The following is a 23,018-nucleotide window of genomic DNA, read 5'->3' as shown; positions in this document are numbered from 1 at the left end:
TAGGTTACTCCGTTGAACGTTCGAGCCAGAATTTTGCCACTTCTTCGGGTGTCATTGCTTCTGAGCCGTGGGTCAGTCTGTCAAAGGTTTTGAGATCATCGGTTGTGATTTGACGGGATACGGTATTGACGGCGTTTTGAGCGCTGGAGGGCAACTCATTGACGCGCATAATCGGCACGATTTGCTGGGGAATAAAGATTCCTGCGGGATCGTCCAGAACTTTATATGCGTTTTGGCTGATTTGAGACGATGCCGAATATATATCCGCTACCTGTACCTCGTTGGACGCCAGTGCTCGGGAGAGCTCTGTTTGATCGTCAAAGATTTTTACAGCTTTTGGTTTGCACTGATAATACTCTGAGAGTGCTTTCAGCCCATGGGGTTTCTCACTAAATTTTGTGGTGACTCCGAAGGTTAGTTTTTTACAGAAGTCGCTGAGATCCGTCATGGAGTTAAGTTCGTATTTAGCAGCTGTAGCTTGAGTGACGACGAGCGCATCGCGGTTTTGGCCGTCCGAAGCTGCCAGTAACTGCAGGGTGCTGGGTAGCAGGCGGTCAATGGAATCGAGGATGTCGCTAGAGGACATAGAGGGCGCTTGCAGGGAGGTTTCCTGGGGTGATGGTGTGGCTAAAGCGGTGGGGGTTTCATTTGCTTCAGCGGATTCAGCGGAGGTGACTTCAGCGGAGGCAGACTGAGTTGCTTCTGCAGAGGCTTTACGTTGCTGTTCGATATAAGCAGTACTAAAAGCGCCGTTGTCAGTCAGCTCGTACAACAAATTACCCGAATAATCAGGGGTGAGATCGACTGTTGCTGGATCGGCAGAAGGTGTAATTCCGGTGGGAGAAGCTGAGGCGGTAGATGCCTCTGGTTCTTCCAACCCGCCCATGGCGTTGAGGTAGTCTTCGCGGGTATCGCCGGTATCTACGATTTCAACAGAGTAGCCCGCTTCTTGAAGTGCCTGCGCATAGATATTAGCTACCGTTTCAGTTTCCTGGGAGAGTCCCTTAGAGATTTTGATGGTTCCAAATTCCGCGGCTTGAGGGTCTTCTTGGATCCCACCTGTACCACCGCAGCCACTCAGGGCTGCAAGGAGTCCGACGCTACTCAAAGCTACCGCGCGTCGTCGAGAGAGGGTGTGAGAGAGGTTCAGCATGCAGGTAGCTCCTTTTCCACGGCTTTGCTCCAGTCCAGGGCAGAATCGAAACCCATCATGGCTACTACGGCAGTCAGAAAATGCGGTGACATTGAATGTTTTGAAGCCTGTGGGATATAGAGGTCGAGCTCGTTCAGGGGAACCCATCGAGCGTCGTTAGTGCTACCGTCAGCTTCGATTGCGAATTCGCCAGAGACAATTCGAGCAGTAAAAACAGTGCGCAAAGCACAAAAGGTGGAACCATCTGGGCGATCAGAATACCCCGCGTGCACACCCACTAGCCCGTCAACCTGTGCCTCATAACCGGTTTCTTCAAAGACTTCTCGAAGGGCAGTCTGCTCAGGCTGTTCCCCTCTTTCCATTCCTCCGCCGGGTAGAGTCCACCCAGAAATGCGATGCCCCGCAGCGGTGACCGTTGAAAAATGAGTAAGAAGTATCTTGCCTTCGCGCACAATCACGCAGTAGGCGGCAGGTCTGGTATCCATAACGAGGGGCATGGTTCTATCTTAACGAATGTCTCAGCTACTCCTCACAGTACAGTCAATGTTCTCTGAAAACTCCCCAGAAATTGTGGGGTTTGCGCTCGCGGTGAGTACTCTTAAAAATATGCTTCTTTTTCCATTGGGCGCAGCCCTCACCGGTGATATTTATACGCTAGAAAACACTGCGGATGAAACGACTCATCTGTTTCAGCGAGTGCTGAGTACTGACTTTTGGTTGGATAAGCCGTTGCGTATCGTGCTTATCATCGTGGGGGCTATGATTCTGCGACTTGCGCTGGGGGTTGCCGTTCGGCATATCACCGACCAAGTGGCCAAGGGAACAAGATACCGAATTGTTCCTGCTAAAGACCCGCACACGCAGGCAACTCAGTATGTGCCCGATAATCTGCAGAGCAATTCGCGTCAGTCCCAACGCGCCAAAACGGTGGGTTCCGTTCTTCGCTCGGTTTCGGCCATCGTGATTTGGACCGTTGCTATCGTCATGATTATTTCTGAACTGGGATTCAATATAGCCCCAGTTATTGCTTCGGCGGGTATCGCCGGCGTGGCGCTCTCTTTCGGTGCGCAATCACTGGTGAAAGATTTTCTCTCGGGTATTTTTATTGTGGCAGAAGACCAGCTAGGAATTGGGGACGTCGTCGATTTGGGCGAAGCCTCCGGCACAGTTGAAGCAGTCGGGTTGAGAACCACTCAGGTACGCGACGTCAACGGTACGCTCTGGCATGTGCGCAATGGCGAAATTTTGAGGGTGGGTAACTCTTCTCAGGGCTGGGCGCGTACCAATATCGATTTGCCTGTCCCTTACGATTCGGACATCGAAGAAATTAGTGAAATCCTACTCCAAGCTGCGCACCGCGCACTGAGCAACCCGGATATTAAACGCTCGATTATGGGCGAGCCAGAGGTTCTCGGGGTGGAATCTGTGACCGGTGAATCTCTTACCCTGCGTATCTCTGTTAAGACCGCGCCCAGTGAACAGTGGGCTGTAGCGCGGGTGTTACGAGTGGCGCTGAAGCGGGCTCTCGATGAAAACGGGGCTCGTATTCCGCTAGCTAACCAGTCGCTGGTTCGAACATTCAATCCTAAGACCCAGGAAATGCCCGTGGTTGCTCGAATACATCCTGAACCCGGCGAAGCTTCTTCCTAAGAGAGTTTTCTACCCACCTCAGCCACAAGGCTGAGGTGGGTTTTCTCTAGCGCTTCTTGCGGCCGCCTGAACCGCGCGGTGGAGCACTCTTGCCCTTTTGAGCTTGAGGTTGGCGGACATTTCCATTGTTTTTGGCGTTACGCGCCTTGCGGTCCCGGGTTTCCCGGCGCGCATTCGCCGCACGTCGTTTTTGCTTGGCTTCTTCTTTTTCCCTCGCGGCTTTTTCTTTGAGGGTTTGCAGGCTTTCAGATCCTCGGTCTGATCCCGCCGTGCGTCCGCGGCAAATACCCACAAAATCTTGGATGATCTGTTCGTCCTCATTCGAGCGGAATTTTCGCTCCCACACCAGGCTGACGGCCGATTCATCCAGCTCTTCAACATACCGGTAGGTCAAATCTTTACGGTGGTGATAACGAGCGACCGATAGCGGAACGATAAGTAGCCCCAGTCCCGCTGCCACCAGCTCAACCGCATCGTGAATATGGCGCGTCGCCGGTAACTTCTGCGGATTCGCCTGCCGATAAGCAGCAGAAATTTCTGCCCACTGCGGTACCGTTTGAGGGTCTTGAAGCATGAATTCTTCCGCAAGTTCTGCCAGCGGAACAGAATCTTCATATACAGTAAGCACATGATCGGTAGGAAGCACTACTACTTGCTTTTCCCGGTAGAGATTAATAGCGTGAAAGCGTTTCTTATCTAAGCAGTCGGGTTCTTCTTCTGGACGCAACAACACCATGTGCGCTAACGGATTTCCTTCATGGGTTTGGTTCAGCGCATCAACTCCGCGCTTTTCCGCCAGGGGAATTTCTATAAGGGCGCGGTGAATGTCATAGCGCTGATGCCAGCGGTTGAACCATTTTCCAGGCATAACACCCGGTACATATCCCACGCGCAGTTGTTCGGCGTCCGGCGCCCAGCCAATATATTCTGCTTTCTCCGGCTGAAGTAGCAGCGGATGAAAATCTTCCAGGTGCACAAGAGTCATACCGCAAAGGTAGCACGGTCTGCAGGTCTTATTTTTGACGACGCCGCACGACGATAATCACCAGTACCACCACTGCAATGAGCGCCAGGGCCATAAAGGGTCTTTCGAGCCATGCCCAGAAGACTGCCATGCCTATAGTGCCATAGATGATTCCCCAGAGCAGAGTTCCCAAAAGCATGGCGGGAATCCAGCGAATTAAGGGCATACGGGTGAACCCGGTAGTTAGGATGACGGCGGTCTGAAATCCGACCGTGATAAAGCACAGGGGCACAGCAAGGGCGCCCCATTGGTTGATAAATGCTTGCGCGCGCCGGTAGATGGGGCTATCCATAGCTCGTTGAAGTCGTTTAAATCGTTCGGTACCGGCAGAGGCGCTCCACCCTAGAGCGAATACGATGCTGGTGCGAAGGATTCCTATGATCCAAAAGAAAACGATTGCTAAGGACCAGTGCAAGCTGTCGATCCATTCGAACACGCATTCAATACTACCTGTGTGGTCTTCCCTCGGAGCTATCTGCTTCTTTGCTCGGCGTGAAGAACAGCATAGGGTGAGGTGATTCCAGAGTTTCTTCATTTCTTTAAAAGAAATATCTGGTCAACACAAAGTAATTAGGTTATATTTTTATTAGCTAATGATTTACGCCTTGTGGGAAGACGAAAATCGGCGGCTTTTTCAGAAGACTTTTCTTCCTGTGTGTGAAGCGGGGGTGGTCAACCGCTGGTTGACCACCCCCGCACTTTAAGTTGGGTTGTATGTCCCTGCTTCTTATTTCAAATCAAGCTCCTTGATGCGTTTGAGCTCAGCCGGCACAAAAGAATGCTGAGTCATACGCAAGCCCACCGCATAATAGCTGGAGCGCCCGAGCAGATATCCAATGCCCAGCCGGTCACTTTGGTGGTTCATTGCGCGTCGGCTACTTCTTTCCAGCCAGCGTACCACTACGTTTTCATCAGATAATATTGAAATCTCCCGATGGAGCTCACCGGCGTAGTTACGCAGTTTCTTGTGATCTTTAGAAAGCTTAATTCCCGCAATTTCAAAAGCTTCGAGACAGTAGCGTGCGGCTTGCGCATCACGGCGTATTTCAAACAGAACATCGTTATGTACCTCGTCGTAGGCGAAGGCAGAAGGATTCAGCTCCCATAAATCCTTATAGTCGGCTTTGAGAAAGCTGCTCAAGTGTTTGCGAATGCGCTTAGCTACCTTATTTACAAAGTTCTCTGCATTGAGAGGTAGCGTGACAGCCATATCCAAATTCTGTGTTAGCTCAATCAACGCCACACGAAGCTTCAAATACTCCTCAGAATCCAAGAGCCGCAGGACGCTCTTTGAGGCGTCTTCGTCATCTAACGCCAGATATTCTTCGAGTTCCTCACGGGATTTTTCGCTCACCAAACCCGGTCTTACCTCAACTGATCCTAGAAAGTCAGTCAAAATATCAATATCTCGCGCAGAAGAGAGACCCTTCATCAGCTTCTTCAAAGAACTAATCAGCTGCTCTACCGCTTCGGCTTCGACCTCATTCTTCACATACGGGCGCACCGCATAGCGCAAGACTGATTGAATCTGCCGCGTTCCAATGCGCATCCCGTGCACAGTTTCAGGTGTGCCCGCACGGAATTTAAGCTCCCACAGCATGAGGTTACTGGTGAGCATGTGCAGAACGTGCTGAAGCAGCTCTGAAGAGTCTTGGGGCGCGGTGTCTTGAACGCGGCGTTTGTTCTTCTTCTCGTTCTTCTTTGTCTTCTTGGCGAGCTGCTCACCAGAAAGATTTTTCCCCTGTCGTCTAGCCTCAAACTCGCCGTCTTGCCCCAGCGCGCGGGCAATTTTTGCCGGAGACTTTGAGGGCTTCGCACCTGCTTCAAATAAAATCTTTTCACAATCAGCAAAGATTTCAGCGGGGCTTTTCTCGCCGCTTTCCAAAAGTTCAATTTCCCATTCATTCCATTGACGTTCAATACCCGTTGAAAAGTCGTGAGCGTGAACGGCGTCCTGGCAGATTTCAGCTACATTCACGCCGTTAGAATCTTTGAGAACCGTGCGGATTCGATCAGTAATGAGCGAAACTATCTCATGCAGCTCATCCCCCAGTGTTACCGAACGTACAAATTTAGAAACCCGCGCGGGCATTTTCATTTCATCTGCAAGCAAGTCAAAGTGCATCTCATGGCGAGCGCCAGCGCGATCATCAAATTTGATGTGCCATCCTTGGTCATACCCGCCCAGCCGACGGCGCAGTGCTACGAGATTACGGCTCAAATCGTTATCGGCGGTATCAAAATAGGACGCTTCTAGATGCTCCTCAACCGGCTTTTGCACCGAATATCCATCCAGAGCTGACCAGTCAACATGAGTCGGTTCCCCGTCTCCACCGACAAACTCGTACTTACGTTCCACTTCAAGATGATGCTCGACCATGGGCGGTCTTCTCCTTCGTGAGCTGTGCAGAGGATTCTCTACTCAAAATAGTACAAGCGCCTGCTTTCTCTGAAGGAAAACAGGCGCTTGGAATTTTAGGGGCGGCGTCGGCGATTCAGAATATCATCGAGCGATGATCCCGAAACGATGGTCGGTGACGACGACGGCGGCACCGGCAACGTGAACTCTGCAGGGATCGAGCTCTGACCTTCGGGCCGAACCAGTTCGAAATCTGTGTAAATAGGTTCGGGAAGCGGTGTGGGCTGCCATTCAGCTACGGCAGATTCAAAGGGTTCTTCCGGCAAACGGCGTTCTTCTAAAGGAGTAGAAGTGGCGGTGCCTTCAAGTACCGGGCGCTCGGACTGATGGTGGGTGCGGGCATAGCGCAAAGATTTGGCGACAAAAGCCACGGGTACTTGATCATCCGTTTTTGAAGGCTTGATACGGACGTTCGCGTTTTCAGGCAGATTCTCCAGGGTAAGCGGGGCTTTCTCCTGGGATTTTTCCCGCGGGCGCAACACAATTTCTTCGTGTTCTATGGTTGGACGGGTGGCTACCGCATGGTGACCACGCTTCTTAGCATCGTGCAAAGCAAAGGCACGCAGAGTTGCCACGCAGGCACCGGCAACCAACAAGCTAGTAGCGGGCATAGCCCATGAAAGAGCAGTAAATAGGGCGATAAGTGAGGTGAAGAAAGCGGTCAGCAATGCAAAGACGCCCACCCCAAAGATGAGAACGCGGCCCCAATAGATAGTGAAAGCTGGTTGTTCGGCATCCCGTAGTTGAGTGGGTTCCTCGGATGGAGCTGCTAAGCGTGAGTGAGGTGCTGCCGTATGAGCGAGCGGTTCCCCCGCTAGGCCAGTCTGCGCATCGAGATAAATATCCTCAGCAAACCGTTCTGCAGCGATAGTGGTGTCTTGTGAGCGCTGCAATAACTTGGGTAGTGCCAAAAAGATAATGACAGCGAGAACGAGCAGAACGCTCGTTGCCCCAAGCCAAGAGGAAGCCATAGCCAAAACCACTTTTCATCAAAAGTTCACGATATCTCTAGGACTTTCAATCTTACATAAGGTACTCCCAAATATGGGTACACCAAAGCGAGATTACTCATAATAAGTAATCTCGCTTTGAAGAATAATCAATTACTGGTTATTGACGAATTCTTTGAGCCACTTATTGAGTTCCGGTCCGAGGTCGGAACGTTCTGCAGCTAGAATGACGTTTGCCTTCAGGTAGCTCAGCTTATCGCCTGTATCAAAACGGCGACCCTTGAAAACAACGCCGTAGACGCCGTCGCCTTGACCGGTGCCCTTAGCTAGAGTCTGAAGAGCATCGGTAAGCTGAATTTCGTTACCGCGACCAGGTGCGGTGTTCTCCAGTACCTCAAATACCTTCGAAGAAAGAACGTAGCGACCAATTACTGCATAGTTAGAAGGAGCTTCTTCTTTAGCAGGCTTCTCAACCAGTTCGGTCACTTTGAAGAAATCTTCGCCTTCAACGGTTTCAATAGCAGCGCAACCATAGGCTGAAATCTGATCTTCGGGAACTTCCATCAAAGCAATAACAGAGCCGCCGGTTTTCTCCTGTACAGCAACCATTTCAGAGAGAAGGTCTTCCTTCTCATCAATGAGGTCATCGCCCAAAAGTACAGCGAAAGGCTCGTCGCCCACGTGAATCTTTCCGCGCAACACAGCGTGGCCCAAACCTTTGGGGTCACCCTGGCGAACATAATGGATTTCACCCATATCGTTCGTATCTTGTACCTTCTGCAACAAGGAGTCTTTACCCTGCTCTTCTAGCTGGTCTTCCAGCGTAGGAACGCGGTCAAAGTGATCCTCCAGGGCACGCTTGTTGCGGCCGGTAATCATCAGAACATCATTCAAACCTGCACGGATAGCTTCTTCCACTACATATTGAATAGCAGGGCGGTCCACTACCGGAAGCATCTCTTTAGGAGTTGCTTTGGTGGCTGGGAGGAAGCGAGTTCCGAGACCAGCTGCAGGGATCACAGCCTTAGTTACAGGCTTCTTATTCTTGTCAGTCATAAGAATTACGATACCTGAGTTGACCAAAAATCAACGCTCATCTGGGGACAGCAACAAAAATAGACAGTTTTGGGGACAAAGTTTTTGCCTTGTGTCGAAAGCTCTTTGATTGACTAGTTACCTTGCATACATTGGAAGGTAAACAACACACTTTTCGAGAGGCTAAATAATGATGAGCCCATTTTCTCCCAGCTCAGCAGAAGAAATCGCCGCAGATAAAAAACTTCTCCGTGCGTCTATTCGAGCCCGTCGCGCTGCAGCACTTCCCCACCCTCCACAGTGGTCTAAGAACTTTGAGCAGAACATGAAAGATATTGTGCACGAGGCTTGTCAACAATTGGGACAAACCCACCTCACCATCGCCGCCTACCTGCCCGTAGACGTCGAGCCACCGCTCATCCCCGGTCTCACCGCTCTCTCCGAAGCCGGCCACACTATTTTGGTTCCGCGAGTAGAGCCCCAACGCCAACTGAGCTGGGTACAGTGGACGCCTGAGACTGAATTCGCCAAAAACTCCATGGGCATTGAAGAGCCGCTGGGAGAAAAATTAGATACCCAGGCATTTCTCGACGCCCACGTCCACTTCGTTCCCGCTCTAGCCTACGACGTCAACGGGGCACGATTAGGCCAAGGCGGCGGATACTACGACAGGTTCCTGACCGAAGAAACAGCGAAAAGCCCCTTTACCTTCGGTGTTGTCTTTGCCCGAGAGATACTCGACGCTCTCCCCACCGACACATGGGACTCTCACCTGGAGCAGGTCCTCACCGAAGAAGGAATCACGAAACTCAAAAGCTAACGCGGCGGAGTAAGATTATCTTCGAAAAGTTGTTCAAGGGAGAAAAATGCCTGTCTACCAATACCAGTGCAAAAACTGTGGCTTTGTTTTTGAGGAACATCAGTCTTTCTCAGACGCCCCACTCAAAACATGCCCCAGTTGCGGCGAAGATCAGCTCCGCAAAAAATATGGAAATGTGGGAGTGGTCTTTAAAGGTTCGGGTTTCTACAGCACCGATAAATCTTCAGGCTCTTCAGATTCCTAGCACTTAACATAAAAATTCGGCGGTACAGAATGTTCATTCTGTACCGCCGAATTTTTCCATGCTCTTACCGCTCGGTTGAGAGGGAATGGTGCAACTTAGAGCGAGTGGTGCGGAGGCTTCTGCTCCTTCAGCCAGCGGTCGCGCTCAGTTTGCTCGCTCAGCTCCGCAGGGTCGCGCTGAATTGGATGCGCAGAGTTTTCCAGGCCGGCAAGACGTGGTTCCTGCTTGAACTCAGACTCACCTGAAGTTGCCCGACGGTTGCCTCGACGTCTGCGGGGAATTGGTGAGTAGGCGCTCCCCTCATTCGGCGTCATCATCTGACCCCTCAATTCCCAGGTAAAGGCACATCCGATCGACCACGGACTCAGGGTCTGAAAAGACCTCAATGGTCCATAGCGTTAGATAGTTCCAGCCAGTCTTCGATAGACGGTCAGGAACCAGGCGAGAACGCTCGCGAACACTCATTCGCGCAAACTCCTCAGACCCGTCTGAAATCGCTGCCAACGGCAGATTTACTTTCAATGGAGGGGTTTCAGTTCCCATTTTGCGCTGGCGGGGGCTCAACGTTGAACCAGCCATCAACGATTCCTCGGAGCTCAATGCCACCAAAGAGATATTGTCGTATTCGCTCTCTCGCAGTTTTACCCCGCGATCATGCAGACGGCGAACCATATCGTTCAGCAGCCAATCCCCCATATCGATTGCTTCGATATCGGTATTCTTCAGGAATTCGTTGGCAGGAATTTTATCGGTAATAGTTGCTGTCTGCTCTAGGCCCTGGCGTTCGAGGTAAGCCTCATGGTCACGCAAAATATTGTACAAATCGCGCGCACCGTATTCCAGACGCTCGGGATCCAAATCTTTGGGCTGAACGCAAGCCATGAAACGTGTCAGATGGCGAGCGCGGGATAGGCCTAAAACTAGAAGCTCGCGACCGTGTTCTTCAGAGAGCTGGCCCAGCTGGTGGTTGACAGCGCCTTGGCGTCCAATTCCTGTGCCCAGGGAGAAAATAATAACGTCTCGTACCATTCCGCCTGCTCGCGCTAAATCGACCACGCGGAAAGGTTCGCGACCGCCGCTGAAGTAGGGTGCCAGCTGCGGATACTGGGCAAGCATGGAGCGCACCGATTCGGCAATGCGCCGGGCGTGGCGGGGAGATGCCGTCACCACAGCCAACGATTGGTTGGGGTTTTTATAGGCGTGTTCGAGGACGCGCTGGGCAACTCGTTGTACTTCGAATTCAGGGGAATCGAGGTTGGAGTTATCGCTAATCTTGCCTGTGGAGTCGAGGTATTCTGCGATGAATGCCGGGGTGGTCTGGGAGATTTCTTCGCCCCAGGGGTATGCCCGTAGTTTGCCATCGTAGAAATGCTCGTTCAGGTAGGCAAAGACGGCGGGGTCCACCGCGCGATCTTTGAGCAGTGAGAGCGTGCGCTTGGGCAGGATTTTGGAGAGTGCCGAGTAGGTGCTCACTATGTTATGGTCAGTATCCACCGGTGCCGATTTGGCGACAGCGGAGACCATGAACGGTGCGGGGAAACCCGAGTGAGGGTCACCCAGGGCAATGACCTGATCAGCTCTGGTGATTGCGGGAAGGTTTGCCGCCATGGGCGACGATTCGGCGTCGAGCAAGATGGCGCAGTCGAAACGCATCTGCGGGGAAATACGTCGGCTCAAGGCAAAGGGGCTTGTAATCCACAGCGGGTACAGCGCTGTTGCCATGCCAGGAGCGTTTTCTAGCAATTGATCAAACCGGAATTCGTGGCCGGTGAGTTGGCTCTTGAGGTAGGCAGAGCCTTCGGTATCTTGAGCAATTTTATGGTTCCAGTTGCGAGCGATTGCAGCACTCAAACGGGCAGCGCCGGCAGCGATATGGGCAGAATCTGCCATGCGGAACTTGCCTTCAAGCTCTCGCAGGGTTGCGCCATCGAGGATTTCAAGTTCCTGCGAAGACATCATCATTTCCAGGGCGCTCTGCCACCATGCCAGCTCAAGTTCTGCACCTACCAGGTCGCGGGGAACCTGGCGTTCTAGCAAATCAGACATCAAGGCCTCAAGTCCCTGCGTCTTAAGTTCAGCGGTAAGCTGGTCGCGTTCGGGCAGGGTCATCAGGTTACGGTAGTCAGCCTCAAGATTCATAAGGCGCTGAAGAACGATAGAAACATCAATCGATTCAAATTCGTTACCTTCAGGGCTGTCTTCTAAAACAATTTCCAGCCCGGAAAATTCAAGTTTGAGCAACCGAAGGGCAGACTTGATTTCCATCGTTTCTGCAGGAACTGATGGTTCGCGCGGGTCCTCTGCCCAACTAATCCATTCTTCGCGCTGGCTCTGAATAATTTGAAGAGTTTCGTGAAGATCTCCGATATGGATGCCCGGAAGAATGTATTCTTTTGCCGCTTTGCGTAGGCGGGAGCGCTGAATGCTACTCATTTCCACGCCGTGTTCGCGACGCCATGAGCCAGAGGCCGTCGCTGCCATAAGATCCGTGACGGGTCGGTCATAGACATCGACGCGGAATCGAGTCAGCGTATCGCCGATTCGCTCCAAAAGATAGAGCTGCTCGGTCCATTCTTCCAGGGTGCGCCCCAAACGCATTCCGGTTTCGGCGCAAAGTGCGCTCATTTTCCGGTGTAGGCTCTCCATCGAATCCCGCAGTGAAATGACTAATTCGTGGGCTGCCTGGCACTCATCGGTTGTAATGAGCTTAGCGTTTTTCCATGCAGAAAGATGAGTGGAAGGCTTGAAAGCAGCTAAATCAGCGAGTTTCTGCAGTTTCTCCGTAACGTCAGCGCGGTCAGTAAGGTTGTCCAAAACCTCGCGACTAAAACGAATAGAAGTTGCAGGTGCCTCTTCTTGGGCGGTGAGGGCAGCCAAGGTCTGTAGCGCATCATAGACCGAGCAGCCCCAGCGGGATTCGGTGAATTTTAGTGCAGCAGTGTGGTTAGCTAACCGCTCTCTCGTTTCTTTAAGTGTCTCAAACGTTTCGCGCATGTTAGGCTCGGCAACTTGTTCGTTGCGAACGATAGCGCGCACCATAAGATCCCGCAGGTTTTCCGGTGTGCTTTCGCTGAGCAAATCAAGGGTAAGCTCCTGCATCCCAGCAGATTTGATGAGACCGGAGAATTCCTCCACGGTGGAGCTCTTCTCCCCCACTACCAGCACAGATTTGCCGCGGCTCATCAGAGAAGCTGCGATATTCGCAGCAGTTTCTAGAGGTTCTGTACCGGAGGCAGAGGTAACCACCAACGAATGCCCGGCAGTCGCTAAATCAATGACGTCCTGCGATGCGGCGTCGGCGTCAAAGACCAACATCTCGTTTTCAGGATCGCGGTGGTCCACATCAAGCGCACTGTTATTGACGAAAACTTCCGGACGCATGGTGTCTTCTGGTTCGAGGGCAAGCTGCGCAAGGTTTTGGACGAGCGGTGTGAGTGCTTTGTCGGGGAGCTCCGAGGTGCTTTCTTTGACGTCAGCAAAAGTAGAAATCAGATACTTAGACTCAATCATCATCCCGGGAATATGGTTCACCGAGGTTCGCATACGATCAATCACGGGCTCGGGATCTAGCTTGCTCATGGAGTTTGCAAGTTCTGCAATATCCATGTTCTCCAGGTTGATTCCGTACTCTTTATTGATTTGCCGCACCATCGCGGGATTAAGCTGAGCTGCGCCAGTGAGCTTAATTTCAAAATCGTTACTGGTAGGGTGCACTGAAATCGAAACCGGTGCCAGAAGAATGGGCGCAATAAATCGCTTTTCGGTCATCATGCCGTTTTTCTGCACAGACCGAGAAAGCCACGACGCCGTACCTGCAGCAAAATAGCCCGCAGAGAGACCGTGATGGGTTTCTAACTCAAAGATTTTGCTCCGCAAGGTCTGCGCGGCGTCCATAGCCGACTGCAATTTAGATTTATCACGGATAATCGTGGAAAGCCTGGTTTTACGTCCCATCATCAGCTGGGCAAGACCGGAAGGGTTGGCATCGGTGATGTCGATGTGGACGTAATCGACCTGATTAAAATCCAAGAGAGCATCGGGACCTGTGTAAAGATCCATTTGCTTACCCCAGGCGTCCAAACCTTCTTCAATAGAGTGGTTCCGGGTATCTTCCGTGGGAGGTTCGGGGAACGACACCGGCGCAGGAGCAGAATTGCCCCCTTGCGAACCCTGCGGATTCGAAGAGGTTGATGCGGCGTTTGACTGTTCGTTCACGAAGAATTGCTCTTTCATACGGTCTGGTGTTCACGGTTTTGAGATTTATTCAAAAGTTATGGCCGTCTTCTGCCCGGCACAGCGTCGACAAGCAATCCCTCTCGCCTGGTTCGCTAGCGCTCACAGAGGCGATTCACGCCAGACCCAGCCAGCTTGCCTCACGCTGTACCTGGCTGCAGGAATACCTTATAAATTAATCTCTCTATAACATCATACGGATTAAGTAACTGCTGCCCCACCGTCAACATTCGTTGACGCTGGGGCAGTTTTATTAGACGACGTGGAAGAAGTTCATTCCGGCTAAAAGTACCAGGAAAGTAAGAAAAGCAATGAGAACCATCCCGGCTACCAACACCCACTTGAAGCGGGGACCGAACTGCTCACGTTGTTCCCACCAGAGTGAACGGGTAAGAAAAACGGACAGTAATACGCCGATGAGGTTTCCTACTAAGAGCTGTTGAACGGCCGAGTAGAGTGCGAACACTCTTACCGTATTCTCGTTTTCATCGTGTGCTAGTTTCAGCATTCCCGCTAGAACCAAAGTCATGCACGCGATCAAAAATGCCAGAGCGACGGTGGGCGTGTTGAGAAGCTCCCGAAACGGTGTGCCCGCATTTTGCGAAATTATATAGACATAAATCAGGTACAACAGAGGGCTAATCAACCAGTAAGCCAGCAAATATGTGTACAGCTTATGAGGGTTGTTTAAGACAGCCAGGATAGTTCTCATGAGATTTCTTCTTGATCTATAAATTCAATGTACTTACGCACTAGATAATCCAAGAGGATGTTGAGCCCTATGAAAGAGTGGTAGGGCTTACTATTTTGCTTCAAGCGCGTAGGTGTGGAGTGGTAGTGAAGGTTGTACGTGGCGTGGCTAGCAATGACGTTCACGCCTTCGGCAGTAATGGCAATCATGGGTATCTTACGTACGGACAGCAGCTTGATGGTATCCAAAACCGATGCAGTATTACCCGATAGCGATACCACAATCACCACGTCCTGGGGGCTCATGACCGATAGGGATCCGGCAAATTCGTTCCGTGCGGGAATAACATGCATGAATTTTCCGCATACCAGCAATGCTTTGGCAAACTCCTGAATGGCATTGCGCTGGGCATACCCTGTACCAAAACAGTAGACGGTTCGGGCGTCATGGATGACCTTCAGGATACGTTCAACGTCGGTGTTTTCTAAGGTCTCCAAAGTGTTAAAAACATCGTCGCGACCGCTTTGCACAAAGTCCGAATTTTGCGGCACCAGCTGGGAAAGGGATGTTTTCACAAAATATTTGAGTTCTGCAAAACCAGAAAACCCCAGCTTTTTGGTGAGACGAATAATGCTCGACGTCGACGTAAAAGTGCGATTGGACAGCGAAGAAATAGTTGCCTCAGCCACAAACTCTTCGTGCTGAAGCATAAAAGAAAGAATTTCTCGTTCAGTCTCAGAAAAATGAGACTGATGCTTGTTCACTAAAGTTTGCAAATCCACAAAAGGCTCCTGAGTATCAGGCAACAAGTATCTTCTTAGATACTACATGCCCGATAACCCAAGAGCCTTTTATTTATTTCTTGCAGGCGTTTACCCAGGGAAGGTTACTTGCCGGAATTGACCATACTTTCAAAGCGGTCGCGCACCTGAGGTACGTCCATTCCAACAATCACCTGAAGAGCTTTGCCCTTATTGACCAGACCCAAAGCACCAGCTGACTTAAAGTCGCCCTCAGTTGCTACAAGCTCTGGGTCATCAACGGACACGCGCAAACGAGTTGCACAGTTGTTAACCGAGGTAATGTTCTCAGCTCCGCCTAGCAATGCGAGGAAGTCATTAGCTCGCTGGGAGTAAGGATCGTCCGAAAGGTCGGAGGGAGCCTCTGCTGTTGCCACGCCAGCTGCGGCGGCTGAGCCTGCAGCTACACTTGAACCAGCCTTGAGCGTGCCGTCCTTCTTCGCCTGCTTGTATTCTGCCTTGGAGTACAGCTTGGGTGATTCGTTAGTGTCTTCACGACCGGGGGTCTTGAAGTCGAACTTGAGAATCAGGAAGCGGAATACTACAAAGTAGATGGCGGTGAAAATCAGACCAATAATGATCTGAGCGATGTAGGTGCTGTGGTGGTTGCCCCACAGGGGAATCCAGTTCTGGAAGAGGAAGTCAATCAGACCGCCACCCATGTTACCGCGCAGACCAAAGGCGTACATGGTAGCTGCCATGGTTGCTGCCAACACCGCGTGAACTGCAAACAGTGGAGGCGCCAAGAACAGGAAGGTAAATTCCAAAGGTTCAGTAATACCAATTAGAACTGCGGTAAGGCACACAGGAATGAGCAGAGCAAGGGTTTCCTTCTTACGCTCAGGGCGAGCGGTGGAGTAAAACGCTGCTGCAATGCCGATAGGTGCAAAGACCTTAGAGTTACCGTGCAAGCCGAAACCGCCACCAGGGAATAGCTCAGAGAGGGGCTTGGTGGAGTTAGCCATTTCAGGTAGTGCTGCCACCCAGTCTTTGGTGATGCCGTTTGGAGTAACAGCGGGACCGAAGATGAAGGGGGTATAAATGAAGTGGTGCAGACCGGTAGGAATGAGGATACGTTCGAGGAAAACGTAGAGCCACACACCGAATACGCCCGAGGACATGAACAGACCCTGCATGGAAGCGATACCCTGCTGAGCGAAAGGCCATAGCCAGCAGAAGAGTAGAGCAACAGGCATCATCAGGAAGAAGCCCAAAGCGTAGACATACTGAGTTCCCTGGAAGATACCGAGGAAGTCAGGAAGTTTCTTTTCGAAGTAGCGGTTGTGCAACCACACGACAATTGCAGAAATAATAATCGCGCCAAAGATACCGGTATCGAGGGTTTTGATACCAGCAATCATCTTCAAACCGGTTCCAGCGGCGGACTCAGAGATGTCCTGGTTGAAATCGATGTTGAAGTTAGGGCCCCAGATGCTGAGGATAGAGCCCACAAAGTAGTTGAAGGTCAGGTAAACCATACCGGCTTCAAGAACCGCACGTGCCTGAGCCTTGTTAGCGAGCGCAATAGGCAGACCAAGAACGAAGAGGAGTTCCATCTGGTTGAATACGGTCCAAGCGCCGGATTCCCAAACAGACCAGAAGTTATACCAACCGGTTCCCTCAGCGGCAATAGAACCGAGCAACTGCTCGTTCTTGCAAATAATTGCGATACCAACTGCGAGACCAGCGAAAGCAAAGATGAGGACGGGCGCGAGCATCGCCGAACCGAACCTCTGGATCTTTTCCATCATTGGAGAGACCCCTTTCACCAAGAAGAATGAAAAATGAATTATGAGTGTTTTCTCACTGTGAACTATAGGTGAGTATGGATGATTTAACTTCGTGTTCACCATAAGTTGCCACATTCTGGCAAGAATTTCAGAATCCGGCACAAAGGTGTCAAAAGATGGCAGGAAATCGAGGACGCTCGCAGGATTCGACTCGTGGCGGATTCCTAGAATAGAAGACAACACTGCAGGCACGACGATAGAGACCACACCGTGAAATTTTTAACCCTGAATACGCACAGTTGGCTGGAAATCCACCAGATTCACAAAATCAAGATTCTTGCTGATTTTATTGTGGATGAGCAGATCGACGTCGTCGCGCTTCAGGAGATTAACCAAAACTTGGTGAGTGCTCCGGTAGACGGTGGCGAAGCGTTTCTACCTGCCACTGATGTGCCTCTGAAAGAGAGTAACTTCGCGTTCATTCTCATGAAATTTATTCAGGAACGAACCGGCGAATACCGATGGAGCTGGGGAGATTCACATGAAGGGTGGAATCGTTATGACGAGGGGTTGTCTATTCTCTCTCGTATTCCGGTTCGCAGAGTTCAGCTACTTGAATTGAGCGAGGCTCGTTTTACCTACACCGATGTATTTCGCCGGTGCGCTCTTGCCGCAGAGGTAGAGGTGCAGGGAAAGAGTTTGTGGATTGCCAGTGTGCACATGAACTGGTGGCTGATGCACGATATTCACCTCTTTGAACATGATTTTGCGGTTCTCGATCAGCAGATGCGCGATCTCGCCGGTGATTCCCCCATTGTTTTGCTGGGAGATTTCAATAACGATGCCGCTATTGAGGATGAAGGTTACCGGCAGATTCTCCAAGCGGGCTGGCATGACGCTTTTGAGTTAGCGCAGCTCAAAGAAGGTGAGTTCACCGTGCACAAAAAAATTTCAGGATGGGAAAGTGCAACCCGCGAAATGCGCATTGATTTTGTGTTCTCCTCTGAGAAAGTTCCCTTCGAGAAGTACACCGTAGTTTTTCCCGATAATAGCGAGGATGCTATTTCGGATCATTCAGGAATTGTGGTTGAGATCGATGCCGCTACATTAATGCAGACTGCCGATCTGACTTCCCCGAAGCAACAGTAAAGGTTAACTCCCATGAGCAACTCAGACATCATGAAGTTTCAAGAGCCGGTCATCTACCAGATTTATCCTCGTAGTTTCCAGGACTCTAACGGCGACGGTATCGGGGACCTGCCCGGTATTACCTCGCGTATACCCTACTTGGCACAGCTCGGTGTGGACATGGTATGGCTGTCCCCAGTCTATAAATCGCCCAATGATGATAATGGCTATGACATTAGCGACTACCGTCAGATTATGGATGAGTTTGGTACTCTGGCAGATTTTGATGAGCTGATGGCGGTCGCACAAGAGAACGACATCAAAATCATGATGGATTTGGTGGTCAACCATACCTCTGACGAGCACGAATGGTTCCAGCAGGCACGGTCTTCTCGTGACAATAAATTCCGCGATTATTACATCTGGAAGGACGCCGCAGGTTATGACGACGACGGCACTCCCCTGCCTCCTAACAACTGGATTTCTGCCTTTGCGCCGTCGGCGTGGGAATGGGACGAGGGAACCGAACAGTTCTACCTGCACTTGTTCTCTAAGAAGCAGCCAGATTTGAATTGGGATAATCCCACCGTGCGCCAGGAAGTCTATGACATCATGCGTTTCTGGTTGGATAAGGGTGTCGCGGGTTTCCGAATGGATGTCATTAACCTGATTTCTAAAGATCCTGCCTACCCCAACGATCCTGAGGTAGAAGCCGGCGGACATGAGTCAGCGCTCTGGATGGCGGCCAACGGTCCGCGCGTCCATGAGTACCTGCAGGAAATGAACCGTGAAGTGCTCTCAAAGTACGATGTGGTAACGGTGGGTGAAACCCCCGATGTCAGCACAGAAGACGCGCTCAAGTACACCGGTTTTGACCGCGATGAGCTACAGATGGTCTTCCAGTTTGAGCACATGGACGTTGATTCTAACCCGGAGGGCTTTGGCAAATGGAACGATGAAAAGTTCAAGCTCGTTGATCTCAAACGGGTACTCAGCAAATGGCAAAACGACCTGGCAGGTAAGGGTTGGAATTCCCTCTATTGGAATAACCACGACCAGCCTCGCGCCGTCTCCCGTTTTGGTAACGACTCCCCCGCCTGGCGGGTGCTCTCCGCCAAAATGCTAGCGATTAACCTGCATTTTATGCAGGGCACACCCTATATCTACCAGGGTGAAGAGCTGGGCATGACCAACGTCTTCTTCGAGCAGGTAGAAGACTACGACGATCTCGAAATCCATAATGCTTGGCGGGAATACGTCGAAGAATCGAAGCTCATTCCACCTGAAAAAATGCTCAGTTTCATCTCGGCATCCGGGCGAGACAACGCGCGCACTCCCATGCAGTGGTCAGCAGAGGAAAACGCTGGATTCACCACCGGAAAACCTTGGCTGGGGTTGAATCCCCGGTATAAGGAAATCAATGCAGAGCAGGCTGTAGCTGATGAAGACTCAATATTCCATTTCTATCGCCGTCTCATCGAGCTGCGCCACAGCACTCCCCTGATGATCACCGGCACGTATGAACTACTCGACAATGCAGAAAATCCCCTCGATGAGGAAGTCTATGCCTACCTGCGCACCGGGGACGACGAATCACTTCTGGTGATCTGTAACTTTACAGACCGCCAGCTCACCCGAACTTTCGAGCAACTCGACGATTCAGCAGAGCTCCTCATCTCAAACTATCCAGACGACGCCGTAGAAACCCTGCGCCCCTATGAGGGCAAGGTCTACCGAATTTCGAACCGCTAAGGAGAAAAACATGACTTCATATGCCGGACAACAATGGTGGAAAGAAGCAGTGGTTTACCAGGTATGGCCCCGCTCATTCCAAGACTCTGATGGCGACGGCATCGGGGATCTTCCCGGTGTCACCGCGCGTATCCCCTACCTTGCGAAGTTGGGAATCAATGTAATCTGGTTGAGCCCCATGTTCGCATCCCCGAATGACGACATGGGTTACGACATCAGTAACTACCAAGACATCATGAGCGAATTCGGCACGATGGCAGATTTCGACACGCTACTGACTACCGCGCATGCGCACGGCATCAAGATTCTGCTCGACATCGTCGTCAACCACACCTCTGATGAGCACGAATGGTTCCAAAAATCCCGTGCTTCGCGTGAGAACCCCTACCGGGACTACTACATTTGGCGGGACTCTTCTGGCACCGATAAGGAAGGAAATCCTCTCCCACCCAACAACTGGATCTCGGAATTCGGCGGACCAGCCTGGAAATACGACGCTGCAACCGACCAATGGTACCTGCACGTTTTCTCCACCAAGCAACCCGATCTCAACTGGGAAAATGCCGTCCTCCGCAACGAGCTCTATTCGATGATTAACTGGTGGCTCGATAAGGGAATTGATGGGTTCCGCTTGGACGCCATCAACATCATTTCAAAACCTCAGGGCTTGCCCGATGACCCCAACGTCAACCCCGAAAAGCACTCCCCCTCCACCGCTTTCATCATCCACAACGGCACCCGGGTTCACGAGTGGATGCACGAGCTCAACCTAGCTACTGTCGCAAACCGCGATGCCATGACTGTCGGCGAAATGTCGGCAACTCCCGCCGACGAAGCTCTCCTTTTTGCAGGTTTCGAAGCAGAAGAACTCAATATGCTCTTCCACTTTGAACATATGGGTGTCGATAGCGACGAGTCGCTGGGGCTTGGCAAATGGGGTGTCAAAGAATACGACCTGCGCGATTTGAAGGCAGTGCTCAACGAATGGCAGGTCAAGCTGGACGGTAAAGCATGGGGTTCGCTCTACTGGAATAACCATGACCAGCCCCGCGTTATCTCCCGCTTTGGCAATGACTCTGCCGAATACCGCGAGCTGTCGGGCAAAATGCTAGCAACTACCTTGCATTTCATGCAGGGTACTCCCTACATCTATCAGGGTGAAGAATTCGGCATGACTAACGTGCAATTCCCCTCTATCTCTGATTACCGGGATCTTGATTCCACTAACCTCTATGAAAATCTGGTGGAGCGCCACGGTACATATTCAGCCGACGACGTACTACAGATGATTTATGCCAAGGGCCGCGATAATGCGCGCACCCCTGTGCAGTGGTCCGCCGAAGCTAAAGCGGGGTTCACCACCGGCACCCCCTGGATAGGGTTGAATGCAAATTATCAGAGCATCAATGCAGACGCCGCACTAGCCAATCCAGATTCGCTGTTCTATCACTACCAGCGGCTCATTGAACTTCGCCGAGGCGAACTCAAAGAGTTGATGGTCTACGCACGTTTTGTCCCGATCGATCCAGAGGACGCCGCCGTCTACGCCTATGAACGTCATGCAAACAACGGCGAGAAGCTCCTGGTGATTAATAACTTCACCGATCGAGAGATTATCCGCGATTTCGAGTTGCTCACTGAAGAATTCGAAGCGCAGCGCACCCTAGTCATTTCTAATTATGAGGATGACATGGGCGAAACGCTACGCCCTTACGAGTCGAAGGTCTATCGCATCGCCGCTGAATAATAATTTTCCCTCAAGGATGGTGAGGTTGATTCATCAGGTGCAGGCATCTTATGAGTTATCCTCACCATTGCGGGTTTAACCGGCAAGCTGAATACCCTCTCCATAGAGGTCACACTGCTCTTTATCTGCCCAGGTCATCACAGTTAAAGTACCCACCAGCGCATGTGAATTCCGCTCACTCATTTGTTTAACTTCTGCAGGAGCATTGCGCATAAATTCAAGCTGTCGGTCAACTTCTTCCGCGGACACTACCCCGAGAGAAGACCTAATATCCTCTTCGCTACCGAATGAAGCACCGTGGCACATAATATCCGGGTACTTCGCATAAATACTCTCAGGGTCTAGCCCTTGGGCAATAAGGTTTTGTCGTTTTTGCTCCTGAAATACCGCAATTTCTTCGTCACTGTGCAGGGGTGTTTCAGCAGAATATCCCGGAGCTGTTTCAGACGGGCTACCAGCATCCGTTGTCGTAGCTATCTCAGATGATGCCGTCGTATTCGGTGCTACCTCGTGAGTTGTGCATCCAGATGTTGTTAGGAGTAGACCGGAAACGATGGCAAGTTTTGAAAGAGATGTAGAGATACGTGACATGGGTTCCCCTTATCGTTTTAGTCAGTATATGTTACAAATCGCTCAGGGAACTCCTAGAAGAAAGTTAAAGTTTCCTTCCGAGGCGTTTACCCCTATCTTTTCTTTGCTGAGTAAACTAATTTCGGCGGATAGATTATCCGCCGTTTCTTCCCCGCTAGGAGATTTTGATGGCTTTTCGCCTCAATCTTTATTTCACTTTCACCGGCGAAGCCCGTGAAGCACTCAACTTTTACCAGAGCGTTTTCGGCGGCGAGCTACACATTGCCACCTTCAACGATTTCCACGCCCCGTGAATCCCGAATATACCGACATGGTGATGCACGGCGAACTCACCGCCGAGCCTTTCACCCTTCAGGCATCCGACGGCGCCGCCATCCAGAAACCAGAAAACAACGCGACCGCCAACATGGAAGCCGCAATTCTGGGTAACCTCTCCGATCTCGACCGAGCAAACGAATGGTTCAATAAGCTATCCGACGGCGCGACCAACCTGCAGTCACTCGCTGAAGCTCCGTAGGGCGCACACTTTGGTTCGTTTACCGACAAATTCGGTATTGCATGGCTCTTCAACATTGGTGACTAAGCCCTTCCCCGGACGACAAAAATTCCCCGCCCTCAACAGAGGACGGGGAATTTTCAACTCATGCTACTTGCGCTTGCGAAGGAAGCCCTGCACAACTTCTACAGCCTTACCCGCATACTGACGAATCTTTTCCTGATTCTTAGGATCGCGAGCAATTTCAGTGAGCTTAATACGTAGTTTATTCAAAAGAGTATTCATAATTTTTCCCCTAATTCACTTTCATCGTTGATGAAAGGTTCTCATTTTAGCTCTCTCAGTATACAGGAAAATTTCAGAAAATAAGTAGGGTTATTAGTGAGCTGTTTCATGGATACCGGCAAAAAATCATTATCTGAAGAATATTTTGAGTTTTTACGCGGCTGACTACTCTCGTCCCAGACCGTCCTGTCCCCTCCCCCCCCCGGCGACATACCAGAAAAGTAAACGAGGTACCGTATCAAGACGGTACCTCGTCTACCTTTCTGGTAC

22 protein-coding genes are annotated in these 23,018 nt (G+C 51.2%); 8 read left to right on the top strand and 14 right to left on the bottom strand.

Translation table 11 applies throughout. The annotated features are described in order from the left end of the window. Positions 1-4: 4 nt before the first annotated feature. Together A7E48_RS00895 and A7E48_RS00890 are read right to left on the bottom strand one after the other, a co-directional pair. Positions 5-1,153 (bottom strand): glycine betaine ABC transporter substrate-binding protein, encoded by a 1,149-nt coding sequence (locus A7E48_RS00895; RefSeq protein WP_068168239.1) that lies wholly within the window; start codon positions 1,151-1,153, stop codon positions 5-7. Further along, complete coding sequence (locus tag A7E48_RS00890) at positions 1,147-1,650, bottom strand: NUDIX hydrolase (RefSeq protein WP_083147094.1); 504 nt, start codon at positions 1,648-1,650, stop codon at positions 1,147-1,149. The genes A7E48_RS00895 and A7E48_RS00890 overlap by 7 nt, the downstream gene beginning before the upstream one ends. A gap of 16 nt (positions 1,651-1,666) precedes the next feature. On the opposite strand from A7E48_RS00890, the gene A7E48_RS00885 reads away from it, so the two are divergent. Then, positions 1,667-2,803 (top strand): mechanosensitive ion channel family protein, encoded by a 1,137-nt coding sequence (locus A7E48_RS00885; protein ID WP_233125928.1) that lies wholly within the window; start codon positions 1,667-1,669, stop codon positions 2,801-2,803. A gap of 46 nt (positions 2,804-2,849) precedes the next feature. Here A7E48_RS00885 and A7E48_RS00880 read toward each other — a convergent pair whose 3' ends face one another. The 5 genes from A7E48_RS00880 to galU all read right to left on the bottom strand — a co-directional run bounded on the left by A7E48_RS00880 (position 2,850) and on the right by galU (position 8,252). Then, complete coding sequence (locus A7E48_RS00880) at positions 2,850-3,788, bottom strand: LysR substrate-binding domain-containing protein (RefSeq protein ID WP_068168236.1); 939 nt, start codon at positions 3,786-3,788, stop codon at positions 2,850-2,852. A 28-nt stretch (positions 3,789-3,816) separates the two neighbouring features. Further along, positions 3,817-4,263, bottom strand: a complete 447-nt coding sequence (locus A7E48_RS00875) for a hypothetical protein (protein WP_068168234.1) — start codon at positions 4,261-4,263, stop codon at positions 3,817-3,819. Between the two features lie 291 nt (positions 4,264-4,554). Next, on the bottom strand, positions 4,555-6,207 hold the full coding sequence (locus A7E48_RS00870; protein WP_068168230.1) for a CYTH and CHAD domain-containing protein: 1,653 nt from the start codon (positions 6,205-6,207) through the stop codon (positions 4,555-4,557). A 95-nt stretch (positions 6,208-6,302) separates the two neighbouring features. Then, positions 6,303-7,217, bottom strand: a complete 915-nt coding sequence (locus tag A7E48_RS00865; protein ID WP_068168227.1) for a hypothetical protein — start codon at positions 7,215-7,217, stop codon at positions 6,303-6,305. 132 nt (positions 7,218-7,349) lie between these two features. Continuing rightward, a complete protein-coding gene (galU, locus tag A7E48_RS00860) occupies positions 7,350-8,252 on the bottom strand; it encodes a UTP--glucose-1-phosphate uridylyltransferase GalU (RefSeq protein WP_068168224.1) in 903 nt (300 codons plus the stop codon). A 169-nt stretch (positions 8,253-8,421) separates the two neighbouring features. On the opposite strand from galU, the gene A7E48_RS00855 reads away from it, so the two are divergent. Together A7E48_RS00855 and A7E48_RS00850 are read left to right on the top strand one after the other, a co-directional pair. Beyond that, on the top strand, positions 8,422-9,051 hold the full coding sequence (locus A7E48_RS00855; RefSeq protein ID WP_068168221.1) for a 5-formyltetrahydrofolate cyclo-ligase: 630 nt from the start codon (positions 8,422-8,424) through the stop codon (positions 9,049-9,051). Positions 9,052-9,097: 46 nt separating this feature from the next. Continuing rightward, entirely contained in the window at positions 9,098-9,295 is a 198-nt protein-coding gene (locus A7E48_RS00850; RefSeq protein WP_068168218.1) for an FmdB family zinc ribbon protein, read from the top strand. A gap of 95 nt (positions 9,296-9,390) precedes the next feature. Here A7E48_RS00850 and A7E48_RS00845 read toward each other — a convergent pair whose 3' ends face one another. The 5 genes from A7E48_RS00845 to A7E48_RS00825 all read right to left on the bottom strand — a co-directional run bounded on the left by A7E48_RS00845 (position 9,391) and on the right by A7E48_RS00825 (position 16,770). Then, entirely contained in the window at positions 9,391-9,612 is a 222-nt protein-coding gene (locus A7E48_RS00845) for a hypothetical protein (RefSeq protein ID WP_141669322.1), read from the bottom strand. Beyond that, positions 9,596-13,510, bottom strand: a complete 3,915-nt coding sequence (locus A7E48_RS00840) for an ATP-binding protein (protein ID WP_233125926.1) — start codon at positions 13,508-13,510, stop codon at positions 9,596-9,598. Before A7E48_RS00840 ends, A7E48_RS00845 begins: the two co-directional genes overlap by 17 nt. A gap of 271 nt (positions 13,511-13,781) precedes the next feature. Next, positions 13,782-14,240, bottom strand: coding sequence for a hypothetical protein (locus A7E48_RS00835; protein WP_068168212.1), 459 nt, complete (start codon positions 14,238-14,240; stop codon positions 13,782-13,784). Then, positions 14,237-15,025 carry a MurR/RpiR family transcriptional regulator gene (locus A7E48_RS00830; protein ID WP_233125925.1) on the bottom strand — a complete coding sequence of 263 codons (789 nt, stop codon included), beginning with the start codon at positions 15,023-15,025 and terminating at the stop codon, positions 14,237-14,239. The genes A7E48_RS00835 and A7E48_RS00830 overlap by 4 nt, the downstream gene beginning before the upstream one ends. Positions 15,026-15,105: 80 nt before the next feature. Further along, entirely contained in the window at positions 15,106-16,770 is a 1,665-nt protein-coding gene (locus A7E48_RS00825) for an alpha-glucoside-specific PTS transporter subunit IIBC (RefSeq protein ID WP_068168209.1), read from the bottom strand. A 249-nt stretch (positions 16,771-17,019) separates the two neighbouring features. Here A7E48_RS00825 and A7E48_RS00820 point away from each other — a divergent pair, with 249 nt between their 5' ends. From A7E48_RS00820 to A7E48_RS00810, 3 genes are read left to right on the top strand one after another with little or no spacing between them, the layout of a single operon-like run. Then, the gene (locus A7E48_RS00820) at positions 17,020-17,898 is read left to right on the top strand and encodes an endonuclease/exonuclease/phosphatase family protein (protein WP_068168206.1); all 879 of its coding nucleotides are present in this window, start codon (positions 17,020-17,022) and stop codon (positions 17,896-17,898) included. A 12-nt stretch (positions 17,899-17,910) separates the two neighbouring features. After that, complete coding sequence (locus tag A7E48_RS00815; RefSeq protein ID WP_068168203.1) at positions 17,911-19,629, top strand: alpha-glucosidase; 1,719 nt, start codon at positions 17,911-17,913, stop codon at positions 19,627-19,629. 10 nt (positions 19,630-19,639) lie between these two features. Continuing rightward, positions 19,640-21,376, top strand: coding sequence for an alpha-glucosidase (locus A7E48_RS00810; protein WP_141669321.1), 1,737 nt, complete (start codon positions 19,640-19,642; stop codon positions 21,374-21,376). Positions 21,377-21,451: 75 nt separating this feature from the next. Here A7E48_RS00810 and A7E48_RS00805 read toward each other — a convergent pair whose 3' ends face one another. After that, entirely contained in the window at positions 21,452-21,967 is a 516-nt protein-coding gene (locus tag A7E48_RS00805; RefSeq protein WP_068168198.1) for a hypothetical protein, read from the bottom strand. Positions 21,968-22,134: 167 nt separating this feature from the next. Between A7E48_RS00805 and A7E48_RS11445 the strand changes: the two genes are divergently transcribed. Together A7E48_RS11445 and A7E48_RS00800 are read left to right on the top strand one after the other, a co-directional pair. After that, positions 22,135-22,260 carry a hypothetical protein gene (locus A7E48_RS11445; protein WP_255376885.1) on the top strand — a complete coding sequence of 42 codons (126 nt, stop codon included), beginning with the start codon at positions 22,135-22,137 and terminating at the stop codon, positions 22,258-22,260. Beyond that, on the top strand, positions 22,257-22,484 hold the full coding sequence (locus A7E48_RS00800) for a hypothetical protein (protein WP_141669320.1): 228 nt from the start codon (positions 22,257-22,259) through the stop codon (positions 22,482-22,484). Before A7E48_RS11445 ends, A7E48_RS00800 begins: the two co-directional genes overlap by 4 nt. A gap of 129 nt (positions 22,485-22,613) precedes the next feature. Here the strand turns inward: A7E48_RS00800 and A7E48_RS11440 are convergent, their stop codons facing one another. Then, positions 22,614-22,748: a hypothetical protein gene (locus A7E48_RS11440; protein WP_255376884.1), complete on the bottom strand. Its 135-nt coding sequence runs from the start codon at positions 22,746-22,748 to the stop codon at positions 22,614-22,616. Positions 22,749-23,018: the final 270 nt, after the last annotated feature.

The organism is Rothia sp. ND6WE1A (assembly GCF_001683935.1).
GTDB classification, from domain to species: Bacteria; Actinomycetota; Actinomycetes; order Actinomycetales; family Micrococcaceae; genus Rothia; species Rothia amarae.
The sequence above is the reverse complement of the archived record's forward strand: the minus strand, read 5'-3'. Positions and strand labels throughout refer to the sequence as shown.